Origin of the sequence: Actinoplanes sp. NPDC051346 (assembly GCF_040682215.1) — a bacterium.
Lineage (GTDB): Bacteria > Actinomycetota > Actinomycetes > Mycobacteriales > Micromonosporaceae > Actinoplanes.
In genome coordinates, this window is record NZ_JBFBAJ010000012.1 from 279,635 (window position 1) to 295,973 (window position 16,339).

The following is a 16,339-nucleotide window of genomic DNA, read 5'->3' on the forward strand; positions in this document are numbered from 1 at the left end:
ACCGCGTCCCGACCGATTGGGGCAACCATGACCGACACCGAGCTGGACCTGCCCATCATTGACATGGCTGTCCCCATGCCCGGTTTCCCGGCTCTCCGGCAGTTCGTGCTGGTCCGGCTGCATGAGGAAGGCCTGCTCTACGCGTTCACCTCGATCCAGAACCCGGAGCTTCGTTTCCTCGTCGCGCCTCCGGAGCCGTTCTTCCCGGACTACGCGCCGGAGATCGAGAACGAGGTTTTCGCCGCGTTGAACACCAAGGACCCCGACCGGCTGCTCGCCATGGTCGTCATCACGGCCGGCACCGAGGAGACCACGGCCAACCTCCTCGCCCCGATCATCATCGACCGCGATTCCCGCCGGGCCATGCAGGTCGTTCTCACCGGCAGCAACCTGCCCGTCCGGGCGGTCATGCGCCGGAGCTACTGACCGTCCGGGCGCGCGCCGGTGTCCTGTCCACGGATGGAGTGAGGGGCGACCACGATGCTCGTGCTGACCAGGAAGGCCGGCGAGAGCGTGATGATCGGAGACGACATCGTCGTCACCGTGCTCGAGGCGCGGGGCGATGTCATCCGGATCGGCATCCAGGCGCCGCGCGACGTGCAGGTGCACCGCGAGGAGGTCTATCAGGAGCTCCGGAGCGCCAACCGGGAGGCGGCCTCGCCGACCGATGCCGCGGTCCGCGCCCTGACCGACCTGTTCGACCGCCCCACCCCGGCGAACCCGCCGGACGAACGATGACCCGCGGAGTTTCATGACCGCCAGGGCCGATCCTCCACTGAGGACCGGCCCTGCGGCGTCTACTTGATCGTCAGTCCCCGGTCCCGCATGAAGGCAATCGGGCTGAACGCGTTCTCGCGGGTCGCCGGTACGCCGACGTGCACCTCGAAATGCAGATGCGGGCCGGACGACGAACCCGAGGTGCCGACGTAGCCCAGGATCGAGCCGCGGGCGACGGTCTGCCCCAGGGTCACCGACGGGCGGCGGACCATGTGGCAGTAGCGGGTGACGATGTTTCCCGCGTGCAGCACCTCGACGTACCATCCGCAGCCGCGCAGGCTGGGGCTGCCGTCGGTGTCGCAGCTGCCCTTGGAGACGTTGCAGACGACCTGGATGACCGTGCCCGAGCTGGCGGCGCGGATCGGGGTGTCGCGCGTCGCCCCGAGGTCGACGCCGTCGTGGGCCGGGCGCTGCGCGGTGCGGAAGTCGCTCACCAGGCCAGCGGACACCGGCAGCATCCACGCGCCGGAGATGGCGGGGAGCGGCGCCGTCGACGTGCACTTGGGGATCTCGACCTCGCGTCGCTGGACGAACGCGTCGGAGATGAAGCTGTTGTCGCTCAGCCGGTCCCAGAAGCCGGTGTTCTTCACCGTGCCGCTGATGAACTGGCCCGCGGCCTTGCAGACGATGGAGACGGTCGTGCCATCGGCGATGGTGCCCGTCCGGAGGCTTCCGACGGACGGACCGCTGCGTGCGTTGAGCGCTATGCCGTCGGTGACCACCTTGCCGGTGGCGACGACCGTCGGGGTGGCGGCGCCGGCCGCGGCGGCCCGCGGCGTCACCGCGGGAATGGCAACGGCCTTCAGGGAGACCGCCTTCGCCGCCGCGGTGGGGAACCGCAGGGGAGTGGATGACGCGAAGGCAGGGGTGCCGGCGAGTGCGGTGCCGCCGAGCGTGCCCGTAGCGATCAGGGCGAGGGCGGTGCGCTGATGTCGGCGCTTCATGGACTCCCTTTCGAAAGGCGGACGACGCATACCGGCCCAGGCTGCCGAGCGGGGGATGCCGCAGCGGTGCGCCGCGAGTGCGGAACGGTTGCGGGCGCCGCCCGCCGTACCCGAGATATGGTGACCGGCGAGTGGGTCCTGGATGTCGCGTTTGCCGCAGATCGACGCCCGCTGGCCACGCACCCGGAATGCACCTGGCGCGGCCCCGGTCCACAACACCGAGGCTGGAAAGTCTTCCCCAGGACGAGAGGAACTCGTCCTAGAGTCGGCGGGGAGACATCGTGGGTGCAGAGCGCGAATCGGTCATGGACGGCGTCACTCTCGCTGCCGCCGCCCTCGATCTGCGTGCCGACGCGCACGTGCACACCGGCTTCGCCGCCGGCCGGGACAGCGTGGGGGTCGTGGTGTCCGCGGCCGACCGCGCCGGGCTTACCGGCCTGACCTTCGCCGACCAGGCGGGGCCCGAGACGACGTGGCTGTCGGCATACGCCGACGCGGTGCGGCGGGCGCGGCAGCGTACGGAGCTCACCCTGCGCGTCGCCGCCGAGGTCGAGGTCGTCCAGCCCGACGGGTGGCTGGCGCTGCCGGCCGACATCGGGCACCTCGAGGCCGTCTCCGTGGCCGTTTCCCGGCTGCCGATGCCGGACGGACCGGTCGGTGCCCGAGAGGTCCGCTCGATGCTCGCGGCCGGCCTGCTCACCGCGGACCAGGTGGCCGAGGCGGTCGTGACCGCCACGATCAAGGGTGTCGAGCGCGCCTCGCGCTACGCGCCCTCGCAGCTCGCCCGCCCGTTGAACCTGCTCGCGCAGGTCGGCATCGACGACGCCGCGGTCACCCCGGAACTGCTCGCCGCGCTCGCCTCGGCCTGCCGGTCGAGCGGCACGGTGGTCGAGATCAGCGAGGCTTGGCGCAGCCCGTCGCCACGGGTGGTGGCGATGCTCCGTGAGGCGGATGTGGCGCTGGTGCCCGCGAGTGACGCCCGGTACGCCGCCGAGGTCGGCAACTGGCAGTACCTGCGCCGGGTCTGACCGGAAACCAAACGCAGTATGTAATTCTCTACGTACTCTCTGTCATGCCAGCACTTCAGCATGGGAGAGATGCGATGAGTATGGTTCAGCAGGCCGTCGAGATCAGCGCACCGCTGCACACCGTTTACGAGCAGCTCGCGACGTTCGAGAACTACCCGCGCTTCATGACCGGCGTCGAACGGGTCACCACGATCGGCAACGACCAGACGCACTGGGTCATGGACGTCGACGGGCAACGCCGCGAGTTCGACGCGCAGATCACCGAATGCTCGGTGGACGAGCGGGTGGCGTGGGCGACCGTCGACGGCCCGCTGCTCGCCGAGACCATCACCCTGCGGCCCATGGGCGAGACGCGTACGCAGATCGTCGCCCAGCTCGAGGCCGACGTCGCGTTCCTGTTGCCCAGCGACCGACACGGGCAGGAGACGCTGAGCCGGCGCCTGAAGGCCGACCTGAACGCTTTCAAGGGGCTGATGGAGACCGGCAAGCTGGGCGACAGCGGTCGCCTGAGCGGTGCCAGTTCCAAGAACATGGCGGCGGGCAGCGCGTTCGCCTCGCCGACCTCGGTCGCGGCACGCGCTCGCGGCAACCGCGCGCGGCCGGGTGCGGGCTGGGGAACCAGCGCCGGCGACTTCAGCAACGCCCGCCCGGACAACCTCGGAACCCTGCGCCCGAATGCCGCCACGGCTCCCCTGGGCATGCCCACCGCCGCACCGGCCGTGGACATCACCTCGGCGCCCGGCATCAACGACCCGCACGACCTCGACGAGATTCTCGCCCCCGGCCGTCGCATCGTCGGTTCGCCGACCGTCCGCGGCGGCGCGGCGGGCACCCGCTCCGCCGTCCAAGGCTCGGCCTCCGCGCGCATGGGCGGTAAGGCGATGGGAACCCGGGACGGCCGCGGCGACGGGATGATCAGCGAAGAGGAACGCGGTAGCGCGCACGACTGGTGAGGCTCAGACGGCGGCGGCCTCCCAGGTCACCACCAGACGCGCGCCCCGGGGCTCGGCCCGCTCGTAGCGGACCGAGCCCCCGTTCGCTTCCACCAGGTGGCGAACGATGAACAGGCCCAGGCCGGCGCCGCGCATGAAGCGGTCGAAGAGGTTCGGCACGAGGTCCTCGGGGATGCCTTCGCCCCGGTCCTGCACGATCAGCACGATCGACTCGGCGTCGCGGCTGGCGCGGACCTCGACCGGGCTCTCGCCGTAGCGCAGGGCGTTGGTCACCAGGTTCTTAACCACGTGCCAGACGTGCTGGCGGTCGGCGAGGGCGGCGGCGTCGTCCTCGACCGTCACGACCACGCCGTCGGCGCCCTCGAGCTCGCCGATCACCGACGTGACGACCTCCCGCAGCTGCACGGGCGTACGTTGCGCCGTGACGGCGCCGGTGTCCAGCCGGAAGAGCAGCTGCAGGTCGTTCATCATCTTGATGAGCCGGTGGGTGTTCTTGTTGATCTTCGTGGCGAGCTCGAGCCGGATGTCGTCGGGCAGGTCCTCCCAGTCGGCGTGCAACAGCTCGGCCAGGCTGGCGATGGAGCTGATCGGCTGCGCCACGTCGTGGGTCAGCATCGAGGTCAGGTCGTTCTTGAAGGCCAGCGCCGACGCGAGCTTCGCGTTCGCCTCCCGGAGCCGGTCGTTGCTGGTCTCGAGCTCCGCGGCGTGGGTGCTCAGCTCGTCCTCGGCCCGCTTGCGGTCGGTGATGTCCACGTACGTGGCGACGTAGCCGCGCGGCTGCCCGGCGGCGTCCGGGATGGCCGCCATCGTCGCGAGCACGGGCACCTGGGTGCCGTCGGCGCGGCTGACCAACCAGTCCTGCGTGCCGGCCGGGGGCAGCGACGGCGGTGGTGGCGTGCCGTCCGGATGGTCGCCGTCGCCGGTCAGTTCCCGCCAGCGCCGGTTCACGTCGATGACCCGGTGGTTGGCGTCGAGCACCATCACCGCTTCGTTCATCGACTGCAGCAGGGTGTCCGAGAAGTCGCGTTGCTCGTGCAGCTCGGTGACCAGCCGCCGCTGCCGCTGGTCAGCGCCCTCCAGGGACCGCACGAGATAGCCGACCAGCGCCACGAGGGCGAGCGTGGCGAGGATCGCCCCGGTGCTGATCGCGGCGGCGGGTCGACTGATCCCGGTGCGCACCGCGAGCGCGCTGACCAGGGCGGCGACGACCGGTACGGCGATGACCGCGGGCAGCATCCGGCGGATCTTCGTGCCGGGCCCGGCGGCCGCGTCGGTGCGCAGCGGCCCCGCTTCCGGCCGGGCCAGCACCACGCCGACGGCCAACACGAACAGGGTGCCCGCGTGGTACGGCGACATCAGGCTGTCCGGGCCGCCGCCCTGGGGGAAGGAGGGCGCGAACATCCGCGGTACCAGGGCCACGAGGGCGATGATCGCGCTGCCCGCGAGCAGCGGATCGGCCACCCGGTATCGCACCGGATGGCTCGGTCGGCGGTGCACGTAGAGGTCGAGGCAGGTCAGCGCCAGGCCGGCCAGCAGTGTGGCGACGCCGGCGGCCGGGTGCTCGGGGATGACGACGGCGCCGAGGGCGGCGGAGAGCACAGCCGGCACGTAGGCGGCGACGCGCAGCGCGCGGCCCGAGTGCGGCAGGGCGAGCAGGAACAGAGCGAGCCCGGCGGCCACGAGTGCGGCGGCCGGGCTCTGCGTCATATCGTCAGCTCCCGCGGGAGGCATGACCAGGCTCAGGCCGCCGGAGATCGCCACGGCGACACCGGTGCTCCCGGCGGCGAGCCGGGACAGCCTGCCCACGTCGTGCGCCGCGAACTGCACCGATGAACCCCTCTAAATATGGGCGTTTCGGCCCAATAGTGAGGGAGTGATCATATCGCGGCGGATGGGGTCAAGGTGTCACACCGGCCCACGCGAAGCCGTCCTCGACCGAGGCCTTCGCGGCCATCGGCACGAGCCGGTTGGCGTACCGGTTGGCATGGTGGCCGCAGAAGGCGAGGCTTCCGCCGCCGGCGAGGCTGAGCTCAAGCTTGGCGGCGGCGCCGCAGCGGTCGCAGCGCTCGGCCAGCGAGTCGACGACGACGATCTCGGGCGACAGCACGGTGGTCATAGCGCTCTCCTTGCTCATCGGTGCAGCGATCCTGACAGCCGGTAATTCGGCCCCCCTGGGGAGCGACTTAGCGATGGACGCCGGTCGAAGCGGATGCTCCTCAGCGGCAACCGTCGAGGTCCCTGACGGCTCCGCCGTCTCTGCAGCATTTCCCCTCAAGTGCCGCCGGCATGCCTGTCCTCGCCAGGGGATGTCCGACGCCGGTGGCAACAATGGGGGGGAATTCCAGCATGATCCGTCACGACGGCCGTCGCCGCGTCGCACGCCTCGCTCTGACCACAGGTATCGCCACCGCCGCGGTGGTCACCGGTGTGGCCGGAACCGCCGAAGCCGGCACGCCCGGCGCCCTGCCGCTCGGCGCGGTCCGGGCCGCGGCCACCGGCGCCATCACGGACAGCTACATCGTGGTGCTGAAGCCGGCCTCGGCCGACGCCGCGGAGGTGCCGGCGGTGTCGCGGGCGCTGGCCCGGCGCTACGGCGGCGAGGTGCTCGCCAGCTACTCGACGGCCGTCCGGGGCTTCCAGGCCGACATGACGGCGCTCGAGGCCCGTCGTCTCGCCGCCAACCCCGCCGTCGCGTACGTGGAGCAGGACGCGACGGTGCGCCTCGCGGACATCCGTACGCAGACGAGCCCGGTCTGGGGCCTGGACCGGATCGACCAGACGGCGCTGCCGCTGTCGCAGAGCTACACCTACCGCTCGGCGTCGAACGTGACCGCGTACGTGCTGGACACCGGCATTCGGGTCGGACACGGCGAGTTCGGCGGTCGGGCGAGCAACGGCTGGGACTACATCGACAACGACGCGGTCGCGCAGGACTGCAACGGCCACGGCACCCACGTGGCCGGCACGATCGGTGGCAAGACCTACGGCGTCGCGAAGGACGTCAAGCTCGTCGGTGTTCGGGTGCTCAACTGCAGCGGCACGGGCTCGTACTCGGCGATCATCGCGGGCGTGGACTGGGTGACCAGGAACGCCGTCAAGCCGGCCGTGGCCAACATGAGCATCGGCGGGTCGGTCAGCTCCGCGCTGAACGGGGCGGTCGCGAAGTCGATCGCGGCGGGCGTCACCTACGCCGTCTCGGGCGGCAACGACAACCAGAACGCCTGCGGTTACTCCCCCGCCTCCGCACCCGACGCGATCACGGTCGGCGCCACGGACAGCGCCGACACCCGCGCCTCCTTCTCGAACTACGGCTCGTGCCTGGACATCTTCGCGCCCGGCGTGCGCATCACCTCGGCCAGCTACTCCTCCGACACCGCCACCGCGATGATGAGCGGCACCTCGATGGCCGCACCGCACGTGGCGGGCGCGGCGGCGCTGGTCGCCGCGGCGAACCCGGCCTGGTCGCCGGCGCAGATCCGGGCCGCGCTGGTGGGCAACGCGACCACCGGCAAAGTGGTGAACCCGGGCAGCGGCTCGGTGAACCAGCTTCTGCACACCAGCTTCCTGAACACCGTCCCGGTCATCGAGCCGGCCGCTGAGCCGGTCGTCGAGCCGGTCGTCGAGCCGGCATGCGGACCTTTCATCATGGGTACGGACGTGCGCATCGGCAAGCTGTCGACCGCCACCAGCAGCAAGACGGTGTCGGACTGCACCGGCACGGCTTCGTCCACGTCGTCCGTGACCGTGCTCGTGCAGCACCCGTACCGCGGGTCGCTGACCGTCACACTGACCAGCCCGAACGGCGTGAGGTACGCCCTCAAGTCGGCGAACAAGGCGGACAGGGCGGCCGACATTTCGCAGACGTACACGATCGACCTGTCCGGCGCCCCGCGCAACGGTAAGTGGTCGCTTCAGGTCAAGGACACCTACGGCACCGCGACCGGCATCCTGGACAAGTGGAAGCTCACGCTCTGATTGCCGGAAAGCGGCACCCGGGCCGGTGACCCGCGGTTAGCGTGAAGCGCACACGGCTGCGGGGAGGCTTCCATGTCCGAAAGTACGCAGGAGCGTCCGACCGTTCTCGTCGTCGACGACGAGGACGACCTGCGCGACATCATGCGGCGGATGCTGGAGCGGCGCGGCTTCTCCGCCCTGATCGCCGGCAACGCCGACCAGGCGCTCACGGTCTGCCGGGACCATCCGGGCGACATCGACGTGCTCGTCACCGACCTCACCCTGCCCGACGTCTCCGGCGGGCAGGTGGCCCGTGACTGCACGCAGATGCGTCCCGCGATGGGCGTCGTCTTCATCTCGGGGCTGCCCAAGGACATGGCCGTCGCCAAGGGCCTGATCGACGAGGACGCCGTGCTCGTCAAGAAGCCGTTCACCGCCGACCTGCTACTCACCGCGCTGCGGTCGATGCTGGCCGAGAAGGCACCCACCACGTAACCGACAGCCAAGCGAACGAGCGCCGCCGGACCTGAAGGTCCGGCGGCGCTTTCGTTTCTCCGGCCGCGGAATCAGGCCGAAAAGCGCTTCATCGCGGCCGTCTCCTGCCGCCTGCCCACGGTCGGCCGAGCCGGCACCTGGGCTGCACCCCAACGCACTCCGCAGCGGCACCCGCCGCTGTCGAACCTGGATGTCAGACAGCGATTGATTGACATACAGGGGGACTTACGTGACTGCCAGGCGGGGGATGATCGGCGTAGCCGTGACGGGCGTGGTGGCCGCGGGTGCGGGTCTCGCGCTGGGCGGTGCGGCGAACGCCGCGACGACCACCGAGACCGTCAGCGTCTTCACCAGCGACGACTCGTACACGTCGAGCACGCGCCGGAGCACCAACTTCGGCCAGGCCGACAAGCTGGTCGTCGGTAGGTCCGGCGGCGAGACCCGGCTCTCGTACCTGAAGTTCGCACCGAAGCTCGCCTCCGGCGTCACGGTGACCGGCGCGGAGCTGAAGCTGCCGCTGGAGAGCAAGCCGATCGCGGCGACGCTGACCGTCTACCCCGTGGCCACTTCGTGGACGGAGAAGGGCATCACCGCGGCGAACGCGCCCGCCCTCGGCAAGGCCGTCGCCTCGATCAAGCCGAAGGTCACCGACACCACCCTGAGCTTCGATCTGTCCAAGGTGGTCACCAAGTCCGGCACGTACGCCTTCGCCCTCAGGTCGGCCGCCACGACCGACGTCACCCGGATTCGCGCGCTGGAGTACGGCAACGCCACCGCCGGCGGCCCGGAGCTGCGGCTGACCGTCACGAAGAGGACGGCGACGCCGACCACGGCCCCCACGACCGCGCCAACCACGACCGCGCCAACCACGACCGCGCCAACCACGACCGCGCCAACCACGACCGCGCCCACCACGGCACCGACCACGGCGCCCACGACGACCGCGCCGACCACGGTGCCGCCGACCACGACCGTGCCCGTCACCACCCCGCCGACCACTGTCCCGCCGACCACCGGCTGTGCCACCGACGCGATGCTGGTGCCCTCGTGCGGCGTGCTCTGGGGCGCGGCCGCCGGCGGCTTCACCGACACCCCGCGTGACCAGGCGCTGAAGGACTGGGAGGCGCTCACCGGCCGGACCGCGGCGATCTACCACACGTATCACAAGGGCGACGAGCTGTTCCCGACCAAGGCCGAGATCGCGATGAGCCGGGACGCCGCCCGCCCGCGGGTGCTGCTGCTGAACTGGAAGATCGCGTACAACACCACCTGGGCCAAGGTCGCCGCGGGTGCGCAGGACAAGCGGATCGACACCTGGTCGGCGTACGTGAAGAAGAACTACGGCACGCAGAAGTTCTTCCTCGCCCTGCACCACGAGCCGGAGAACGACGTCAACCCGACCGCCGGTTCGGGCATGACCGCCAAGGACTACGCGAACATGTACCGCTACGTCATCACGCGGCTGCGCGCCAACGGCGTCGCCAACGCGATCAACGTCGTGGCGTACATGGGCAACGAGAAGTGGATGGCGCAGTCGTGGTGGAAGGACCTCTACCCGGGTGACGACGTCGTCGACTGGGTCGGCCTGGACTCCTACGTCAGCGTCGAGAAGGGCTACTACCACTACGGCGACATGGGCGACATCCTCGACCGCAAGCCCACCGGCGGCGGCCTCGGCTGGTACGACTGGGCGGTCACCAACCACCCGGGCAAGCCCATCATGGTCGCGGAGTGGGGCATGTACCACCGCACGTCGGTGAAGGTGGACAAGGCGCCGGCGTTCAACTCCGTCATCCCGGAGCTGAAGGCGCACCCGCAGGTCAAGGCGGTCGTCTACTTCGACACCGCGAAGGACGACGAGGGCGACCGGGACATCTCGGTGAACTCGACCGCGTCCGCGCTGGCCGCCTTCAAGAAGGTCGCCGCCGACCCGATGTTCGACGTGACGATCAAGAACTGAGAAATCCTTCGCAAAGGGGCCGGTCCCGCGACCGGCCCCTTTGTCATGCGCTCGGCCAACCGACGGTCAGTTCGCCGCGACGCCACCGGGCCGGGCCGTCCAGGACCGGCCACGACGACCGGAACCGCTCGACGGTCGCGAGCCAGCGCTGCCGCGGCCCGAACGGGGTGGCGCTCGCCTCCCACGCGGCACCGAGCGTCGTGAGGAGATCGTGCACCGGATGCCCCGGCACGTTGTGGTGGATCAGCGCCTTCGGCAGTCGCTCGGCGAACGTGGCCGGATGGTCCAGATCGGACAGTCGCGCCGACAGGGTCAGGCTGTGCGGCACCCCCGCCTCGACGACCGTCCAGGTGGCGATCCGGCCCAGCTCGTCACAGGTTCCCTCGACCAGGACCGCCCCGGTCGCGGTCATCGTCCGCCAGGCGGCGACGACCTCTTCCTCGGCGTACTGACGCAGCACGTTGAACGCCCGCACCACGGTCGGGCGCAGGCCGGCCAACTCGAAGCCGCCGCGCCGGAACTCGAGCCGGGGCGGGTCCGCGAACGGCTGCGCGGCTGCCACCCGTACCGGATCGATCTCCAGGCCGACCACCGCGACGTCCGGCCGGACCGCCGCGGCCAGCCGGGCACGCAGCTCGATCGCCGTGATCGGCGTCGCGCCGTAACCCAGGTCGACCACCGTCGGCGCCTGCGCCGCCGCCAACAGATCCCCGCACCGGTACGCGATGAAGTTGTCCACCCGGCGCAGCCGGTTGGGGTTCGTGGTGCCCCGGGTGACAGCCCCGAGCGGTCTGATCGCCACCGTTACTCGCGGACGACCTTGTGCTGGGCGGCCTGGGCGATCGGGCGGACCACCAGCCGGTCGACGTTGACGTGGTGCGGACGGGTGGCCGCCCACGCGATGCAGTCCGCGATGTCGTCGGCGACCAGCGGCTCGCGCACCCCGGCGTAGACCGCGTCGGCCTTCGCCTGATCGCCGAGCCGGTTGAGGGCGAACTCGTCGGTCCGCACCATGCCCGGATCGATCTCGACGACCCGGACCGGCTTGCCGGCCAGTTCCAGCCGCAGGGTGCCGACCAGCGCGGTCTGGGCGTGCTTCGCTGCCGTGTATCCGCCGCCGCCCTCGTAGACGACGAACGCAGCCGTGGAACCGACCGTCACCACCGTGCCGGCGCCGCTACTCTCCAGCGCGGGCAGCAGCGCCTTGGTGACCCGCAGGGTGCCGAGCACGTTGACGTCGTACATCCACTGCCAGTCGGCGACCGAACCCTCGGCGACCGCGTCCGCCCCCCGGGCGCCACCGGCGTTGTTGACGAGCAGCGTGAGGTTCCCGTCGAGCCGGTCCACCTCGGCGGCCAGGGCGGCGACCGAGTCGTCCGAAGTCACGTCGCAGGCCACCGCGGAGCCGGAGCCGAGCTCGGCGATGAGCGCCTCGAGCCGGTCCGCGCGCCGCGCCGCGGCCACCACGTGGAAACCCTCCTTGGCCAGGCGGCGGGCCGTCGCCGCGCCGATGCCACTGGACGCGCCGGTGACGACGGCGATGTTCTTCTGCACCATGCCCACGATCCTGCCTCATGACGTGGGTCACCCTCGGCCGCCGGGAGTGAGCTACAGCACGTCCCGATGGGGAAGATGAACGGCGGTGTAACAGTTGCCCGTTACGTTTGGGCCGCCTGGCGAAGGGACACGACGTGGCTGAGCCGCGGGCCGCAGGCCGCGAGTGGCCGACTCCCCGACGCATCGCCACCCTCTCGGTGCATACGTCCCCGCTGGAACAACCGGGTACGGGCGACGCGGGCGGCATGAACGTCTACATCGTCGAGGTTTCCAAGCGGCTCGCGGCCCTGGGCGTCGAGGTCGAGATCTTCACCCGGGCCACCTCGAGCGACCTGCCCCCGAGCGTCGAGATGGTGCCCGGCGTCACAGTGCGACACGTCACGGCCGGGCCGTTCGAGGGCCTGTCGAAGGAAGAACTGCCGTCGCAGCTGTGCGCGTTCACCCACGGCGTGCTCCGGGCCGAGGCCGCCAATCCGCCCGGGCACTACGACCTGATCCACTCGCACTACTGGATGTCGGGCCAGGTCGGCTGGCTTGCCCGGGAACGCTGGGGTGTGCCGCACGTGCATACCGCGCACACCCTCGCCAAGGTCAAGAACAGGTTCATCGCCGCCGGTGACCACCCCGAGCCCAAGGCCCGGGTGATCGGCGAGGAACAGGTCATCGCGGAATCCGACCGGCTGGTGGCCAACACCCGCTTCGAGGCGCAGGACCTGGTGACCTGCTACGACGCCGAGCCCACCCGGCTCAGCGTGGTGCAGCCGGGCGTCGACCTGGGCCGGTTCCGGCCGGCCGGCACCCAGGCGGCCGATCGCCGCCGCCTCGGCCTGAGCGAACGGGGCCACGTGGTGGCCTTCGTCGGCCGCATCCAGCCGCTCAAGGGCCCGGACGTGCTCATCCGGGCGCTGGCCCGGCAACCGCTGCGCGACGAGGACGTCACCGTCGTCATCTGCGGCGGCCCGAGCGGCAGCGGCCTCGAGCGACCCACGTCGCTCATCGAACTGGCCGCCTCGCTCGGGGTCTCCCACAAGGTGCGCTTCCTGCCGCCGCAGACCGGGGAGGCGCTCGCCGCGCTCTACCGGTCGGCCGATCTGGTCGCGGTCCCCTCGCACAACGAGTCGTTCGGCCTGGTGGCCCTGGAGGCACAGGCCTGTGGCACGCCGGTGGTCGCGGCGGCCGTCGGAGGCCTGGTCACCGCCGTCACCGACGGGGTCAGCGGCGTCCTCGTCGACGGGCACGAGCCGGCCGACTGGGCGAGAGTCGTCGGCGGGCTGCTGTGCGAGCCCGCGCGGCGCCTGCGGCTGTCGGTGGGCGCGGTGCGGCACGCGTCGAACTTCTCCTGGGACCGTACGGCGGCAGGCCTGCTGCGGGTCTATCGAGAGGCGGTGGCGGAGCACCGTGCGCTGATCGCCGCGCGTCTGGCAGGCTCTTGCTCGTGGTAGAAGACATCGGGACCCTCATCGAGCGCGTGTGCGCCGAGCGCGAGCTGCCGTGCGAGTCGACCGGCGAGTCGTCGTGGGTCGTCACGATGCCCGGGACGCACAAGCTCAAGACCGCCTGCAACCTGATCGTGGGGGAGCACGCCCTGCGGATCGAGGCCTTCGTGATGCGGCACCCGGACGAGAACCACGAGCGGCTGTGGGCCTGGCTGCTGCGCCGCAACGCCAGAATGTACGGCGTGGCCTTCTCCATCGACCAGGCCGGCGACGTCTACCTGACCGGTCGGGCCGGCCTCAACGGCCTCGACGAGGACGAGCTGGACCGGTTGCTGGGCTCGGTGCTCACCTACGCGGACGAGTCGTTCGACTCGATGCTGGAGATCGGCTTCGGCACGGCCATCCGCCGCGAGTGGGAATGGCGGGTCAAGCGGGGCGAGTCTCTGGCCAACCTGCAGGCCTTCGCGCACTTCGCCGACCCGGACGGAAAACAGAGCTGAGTGGCGCCGGCGGCGGCGGACGACACCCATCCCCATAGGCGTCGCCCGCACTAACCGCCGGTCTCGGGTCGCGCCGTCCCCCAACGGCTGATGCCACCCGTCCCCGAACGCCGCACCGCGGTGACCGTGAGGTCGACCCGTTCCCCGAACTGACGGTTCGGCGTCCATCGACCACGCTAGTTGGGCTTGGCAAGGCTCACAAGGCAGTTGGCGGACTGCCATCTGTAGTGGCGGTCACACGCGGCAACTTCGCCCTCACGGATGAGGGCCTCCTCGCCCGGAAGGCTCATTGCCCATCACCGGGTTCAGTCGTTTACCGCGGCCCGGACCGGCGGGAGGGTCTCAGTCGTTCGCCGCGACCCGGACCGGCGCGGGCGGGGCCACGTCCTCCGCGTGCGGGATTTCCGTCGCGGCCGGCGAGGGGTTCGCCAGGCGGTGCTCGGAGACCCGGAGCTCCGCGGCGCGGCGTTCCCGCGTCGGGCCGGAGGCGATCTGGCCCGCCGCCACCAGCACCCCGATGACCGCGCAGCTCAGCCACAGCACCGTGCTGCCCGCGTGCTGCTGCACGAATCCGCCGACCACCGGCGCCAGCGCGGACCCAGCCGACCAGGAGAGCGAGCTGACGCCCTGGTAGCGGCCCCGCAGCAGGGACGGCGACAGCTCCGCGACCAGGGCGGAGTTCGACGGGCTCTGCAACATCTCGCCGAGCGTCCAGATGACCACCGTGACCGCGTAGAAGGCGGCCGAGTCCGCGAAGGCGGTGAGGCCGAATCCGACGCCCATGACCACTGTGGCGACGGCCAGCACCCGGGAGCGGTTGTGGCCGTCGATCAGCTTCGGCACGAAGAGCTGCCCCGCGACGATCAGGAGGCCGTTCGCCGCGATCACCCAGCCGAACGTGGACGTGCTGAGGCCGTCCGCGCTCATCGCGATCGGCAGCGTCGACATGTGCTGCATGATCACCAGCACGACGACGAAGTTGAGCCCCAGGAACATCAGGAAGACCCGGTCCCGGAACACCGTGACCAGCCCGGGCCCGCCCCCGGCCCGGCGGGCGGCGACCCGCACCGGCCGGGTCTCCGCCAGGAAGATCAGGCTGATCATGGCGGTGACGAAGGTGGTGCCCGCGTCGACCACGAAGAGCAGGAGATAGTCGACCTGGGCGGCGAAGCCCGCCACGATCGCCGCGCCGGCGAAGCCCAGATTGACCGCCCAGTAATTCAGCGAGTACGCCCGGAGGCGATCCTTGTCGGGCACGACGTCGACCATCATCGCCTGGAACGCGGGCCGCACCCCCTCGGCGAAGACGCCCAGCAGCCAGGCGCCGATCAGGAGTTGCCAGAAGCCCTCGGCGAAGCCGAGCGCGAGCATCAGCGCGGCGGTGCCGAACTGGGCGGTCAGCATCGTCGGGCGCCGGCCCCAGCGGTCGGTGAGCACCCCGCCGGTCATGGTGCCGATCCCGCCGCCGACGCCGTACGCCCCCAGCACGAGCCCGGCCTCGAACTGCGAGAACTGCAGCCCCTGGGTGAGGTAGATCGCGAGGTAGACGACGGCGAAGGCGCCCAGCCGGTTGATCAGGGTGCCCGTCCAGAGGAACCAGAACTGCCGGGGCAGCCCACCCGCCGCTTCCCGCAACCACCCACCCACGCTTGTACCCCCATGTAAGCACCGACATCCAACCCAGGACTTACAACCTAGTGATCATCGGCGTACGGCGCAGCCCGGTTTCCACGTGGTGGTCGCCACTTGGGGTGTGCGCTCACCCCGCCACGGGGGCTGCGGCAGGATGGAGGGCATGACTGGGACCCTTGTGCTGCTGCGCCACGGCGAGAGCGAGTGGAATGCCAAGAACCTCTTCACCGGCTGGGTCGACGTCGACCTGAACGCCAAGGGTGAGACCGAGGCCCGGCGTGGTGGAGAACTGCTGAAGGAGAACGGGCTACTGCCCGACGTCGTGCACACCAGCCTGCTGCGCCGCGCGATCCGCACCAGCGAGATCGCCCTGCACGCCGCGGACCGGCACTGGATCCCGGTCAAGCGCCACTGGCGGCTCAACGAGCGCCACTACGGCGCGCTGCAGGGCAAGGACAAGAAGCAGACCCTCGAGGCGTACGGCGAGGAGCAGTTCATGCTCTGGCGCCGGTCGTACGACGTCCCCCCGCCCCCGATCGAAGACGGCGACGAGTACTCGCAGTTCGACGACCCGCGCTACGCCGACCTGGCCCCGGAGCTGAAGCCACGCTCCGAGTGCCTCAAGGACGTTCTGCTGCGCGCGCTGCCCTATTGGTACGACGCCATCGTCCCGGACCTTCGAGCCGGCAAGACGGTGCTCGTCGCGGCGCACGGCAACTCGCTGCGCGCCATCGTGAAGCACCTCGATCAGATCTCCGACGCCTCGATCGCCGGCCTCAACATCCCGACCGGCATCCCGCTCCGCTACGACCTCGACGACTCGTTGCGCCCCACCACGGCCGGCGGCGCCTACCTGGACCCGGAACTCGCAGCAGCCGCGGCGGCCGCGGTCGCCAATCAGGGCCGCTGACGTTCTTCGGCCACTGCCGGGGCTTCAGCGGTCACTGCGGGCTTCCTTGGTCACCGCGGGCTTCGGGTGGGTTACGCTCGGGCTTCGGGGGGAGGGGGTGACCCACTCCGGGCGGATGCTCCTATGGTCGTCAAGTGGTGAGCAGGGTGTAGATCTCGCGGGCGATGTAGCGCTTGAGGCAGCGGAAGATTTC

General features: G+C 70.7%; 16 protein-coding genes. 10 read left to right on the top strand and 6 right to left on the bottom strand.

Going from position 1 to position 16,339, the window contains the following annotated elements; all coding sequences use genetic code 11:
• The first annotated feature begins 27 nt into the window (after positions 1 to 27).
• Together AB0M36_RS28155 and csrA are read left to right on the top strand one after the other, a co-directional pair.
• Positions 28 to 426, top strand: coding sequence for a flagellar assembly protein FliW (locus AB0M36_RS28155; RefSeq protein ID WP_364163084.1), 399 nt, complete (start codon positions 28 to 30; stop codon positions 424 to 426).
• Between the two features lie 54 nt (positions 427 to 480).
• Positions 481 to 738 carry a carbon storage regulator CsrA gene (gene csrA, locus AB0M36_RS28160; protein WP_364163087.1) on the top strand — a complete coding sequence of 86 codons (258 nt, stop codon included), beginning with the start codon at positions 481 to 483 and terminating at the stop codon, positions 736 to 738.
• A 59-nt stretch (positions 739 to 797) separates the two neighbouring features.
• Here the strand turns inward: csrA and AB0M36_RS28165 are convergent, their stop codons facing one another.
• On the bottom strand, positions 798 to 1,721 hold the full coding sequence (locus tag AB0M36_RS28165) for a peptidoglycan DD-metalloendopeptidase family protein (RefSeq protein WP_364163090.1): 924 nt from the start codon (positions 1,719 to 1,721) through the stop codon (positions 798 to 800).
• A 281-nt stretch (positions 1,722 to 2,002) separates the two neighbouring features.
• Here AB0M36_RS28165 and AB0M36_RS28170 point away from each other — a divergent pair, with 281 nt between their 5' ends.
• Both AB0M36_RS28170 and AB0M36_RS28175 read left to right on the top strand, forming a co-directional pair.
• On the top strand, positions 2,003 to 2,749 hold the full coding sequence (locus AB0M36_RS28170; protein WP_364163093.1) for a hydrolase: 747 nt from the start codon (positions 2,003 to 2,005) through the stop codon (positions 2,747 to 2,749).
• Between the two features lie 74 nt (positions 2,750 to 2,823).
• Positions 2,824 to 3,702, top strand: coding sequence for an SRPBCC family protein (locus tag AB0M36_RS28175; protein ID WP_364163096.1), 879 nt, complete (start codon positions 2,824 to 2,826; stop codon positions 3,700 to 3,702).
• A gap of 3 nt (positions 3,703 to 3,705) precedes the next feature.
• Here AB0M36_RS28175 and AB0M36_RS28180 read toward each other — a convergent pair whose 3' ends face one another.
• Positions 3,706 to 5,529, bottom strand: coding sequence for an ATP-binding protein (locus AB0M36_RS28180; protein ID WP_364163099.1), 1,824 nt, complete (start codon positions 5,527 to 5,529; stop codon positions 3,706 to 3,708).
• Positions 5,530 to 5,599: 70 nt separating this feature from the next.
• Positions 5,600 to 5,818 carry a hypothetical protein gene (locus tag AB0M36_RS28185; protein ID WP_364163101.1) on the bottom strand — a complete coding sequence of 73 codons (219 nt, stop codon included), beginning with the start codon at positions 5,816 to 5,818 and terminating at the stop codon, positions 5,600 to 5,602.
• A gap of 230 nt (positions 5,819 to 6,048) precedes the next feature.
• Here AB0M36_RS28185 and AB0M36_RS28190 point away from each other — a divergent pair, with 230 nt between their 5' ends.
• The 3 genes from AB0M36_RS28190 to AB0M36_RS28200 all read left to right on the top strand — a co-directional run bounded on the left by AB0M36_RS28190 (position 6,049) and on the right by AB0M36_RS28200 (position 10,111).
• Positions 6,049 to 7,677: a S8 family serine peptidase gene (locus tag AB0M36_RS28190; RefSeq protein WP_364163104.1), complete on the top strand. Its 1,629-nt coding sequence runs from the start codon at positions 6,049 to 6,051 to the stop codon at positions 7,675 to 7,677.
• Positions 7,678 to 7,749: 72 nt separating this feature from the next.
• Entirely contained in the window at positions 7,750 to 8,151 is a 402-nt protein-coding gene (locus AB0M36_RS28195) for a response regulator (RefSeq protein ID WP_364163107.1), read from the top strand.
• A 229-nt stretch (positions 8,152 to 8,380) separates the two neighbouring features.
• Positions 8,381 to 10,111, top strand: coding sequence for a DNRLRE domain-containing protein (locus tag AB0M36_RS28200; protein WP_364163110.1), 1,731 nt, complete (start codon positions 8,381 to 8,383; stop codon positions 10,109 to 10,111).
• A 43-nt stretch (positions 10,112 to 10,154) separates the two neighbouring features.
• On the opposite strand, the gene AB0M36_RS28205 is transcribed toward AB0M36_RS28200, so the two are convergent.
• Positions 10,155 to 10,907, bottom strand: coding sequence for a class I SAM-dependent methyltransferase (locus AB0M36_RS28205; protein ID WP_364163182.1), 753 nt, complete (start codon positions 10,905 to 10,907; stop codon positions 10,155 to 10,157).
• Positions 10,908 to 10,915: 8 nt separating this feature from the next.
• On the bottom strand, positions 10,916 to 11,668 hold the full coding sequence (locus AB0M36_RS28210; protein ID WP_364163113.1) for an SDR family oxidoreductase: 753 nt from the start codon (positions 11,666 to 11,668) through the stop codon (positions 10,916 to 10,918).
• Positions 11,669 to 11,802: 134 nt separating this feature from the next.
• On the opposite strand from AB0M36_RS28210, the gene mshA reads away from it, so the two are divergent.
• Complete coding sequence (gene mshA, locus AB0M36_RS28215) at positions 11,803 to 13,110, top strand: D-inositol-3-phosphate glycosyltransferase (RefSeq protein ID WP_364163116.1); 1,308 nt, start codon at positions 11,803 to 11,805, stop codon at positions 13,108 to 13,110.
• Positions 13,098 to 13,604 carry a YbjN domain-containing protein gene (locus AB0M36_RS28220; protein WP_364163119.1) on the top strand — a complete coding sequence of 169 codons (507 nt, stop codon included), beginning with the start codon at positions 13,098 to 13,100 and terminating at the stop codon, positions 13,602 to 13,604. The genes mshA and AB0M36_RS28220 overlap by 13 nt, the downstream gene beginning before the upstream one ends.
• A gap of 342 nt (positions 13,605 to 13,946) precedes the next feature.
• Here AB0M36_RS28220 and AB0M36_RS28225 read toward each other — a convergent pair whose 3' ends face one another.
• A complete protein-coding gene (locus tag AB0M36_RS28225; RefSeq protein WP_364163122.1) occupies positions 13,947 to 15,251 on the bottom strand; it encodes an MFS transporter in 1,305 nt (434 codons plus the stop codon).
• Between the two features lie 139 nt (positions 15,252 to 15,390).
• Between AB0M36_RS28225 and AB0M36_RS28230 the strand changes: the two genes are divergently transcribed.
• On the top strand, positions 15,391 to 16,146 hold the full coding sequence (locus AB0M36_RS28230) for a phosphoglyceromutase (RefSeq protein WP_364163124.1): 756 nt from the start codon (positions 15,391 to 15,393) through the stop codon (positions 16,144 to 16,146).
• Positions 16,147 to 16,339: the final 193 nt, after the last annotated feature.

What these genes read in the sequence shown, in the direction of transcription:
- AB0M36_RS28155 (WP_364163084.1), top strand. Translation starts at nt 28, where the DNA reads ATGACCGACACCGAGCTGGACCTGCCCATCATTGACATGGCTGTCCCC.
- csrA (WP_364163087.1), top strand. Translation starts at nt 481, where the DNA reads ATGCTCGTGCTGACCAGGAAGGCCGGCGAGAGCGTGATGATCGGAGAC.
- AB0M36_RS28165 (WP_364163090.1), bottom strand. Translation starts at nt 1,721, where the DNA reads ATGAAGCGCCGACATCAGCGCACCGCCCTCGCCCTGATCGCTACGGGC.
- AB0M36_RS28175 (WP_364163096.1), top strand. Translation starts at nt 2,824, where the DNA reads ATGAGTATGGTTCAGCAGGCCGTCGAGATCAGCGCACCGCTGCACACC.
- AB0M36_RS28185 (WP_364163101.1), bottom strand. Translation starts at nt 5,818, where the DNA reads ATGACCACCGTGCTGTCGCCCGAGATCGTCGTCGTCGACTCGCTGGCC.
- AB0M36_RS28190 (WP_364163104.1), top strand. Translation starts at nt 6,049, where the DNA reads ATGATCCGTCACGACGGCCGTCGCCGCGTCGCACGCCTCGCTCTGACC.
- AB0M36_RS28195 (WP_364163107.1), top strand. Translation starts at nt 7,750, where the DNA reads ATGTCCGAAAGTACGCAGGAGCGTCCGACCGTTCTCGTCGTCGACGAC.
- AB0M36_RS28210 (WP_364163113.1), bottom strand. Translation starts at nt 11,668, where the DNA reads ATGGTGCAGAAGAACATCGCCGTCGTCACCGGCGCGTCCAGTGGCATC.
- AB0M36_RS28230 (WP_364163124.1), top strand. Translation starts at nt 15,391, where the DNA reads ATGGAGGGCATGACTGGGACCCTTGTGCTGCTGCGCCACGGCGAGAGC.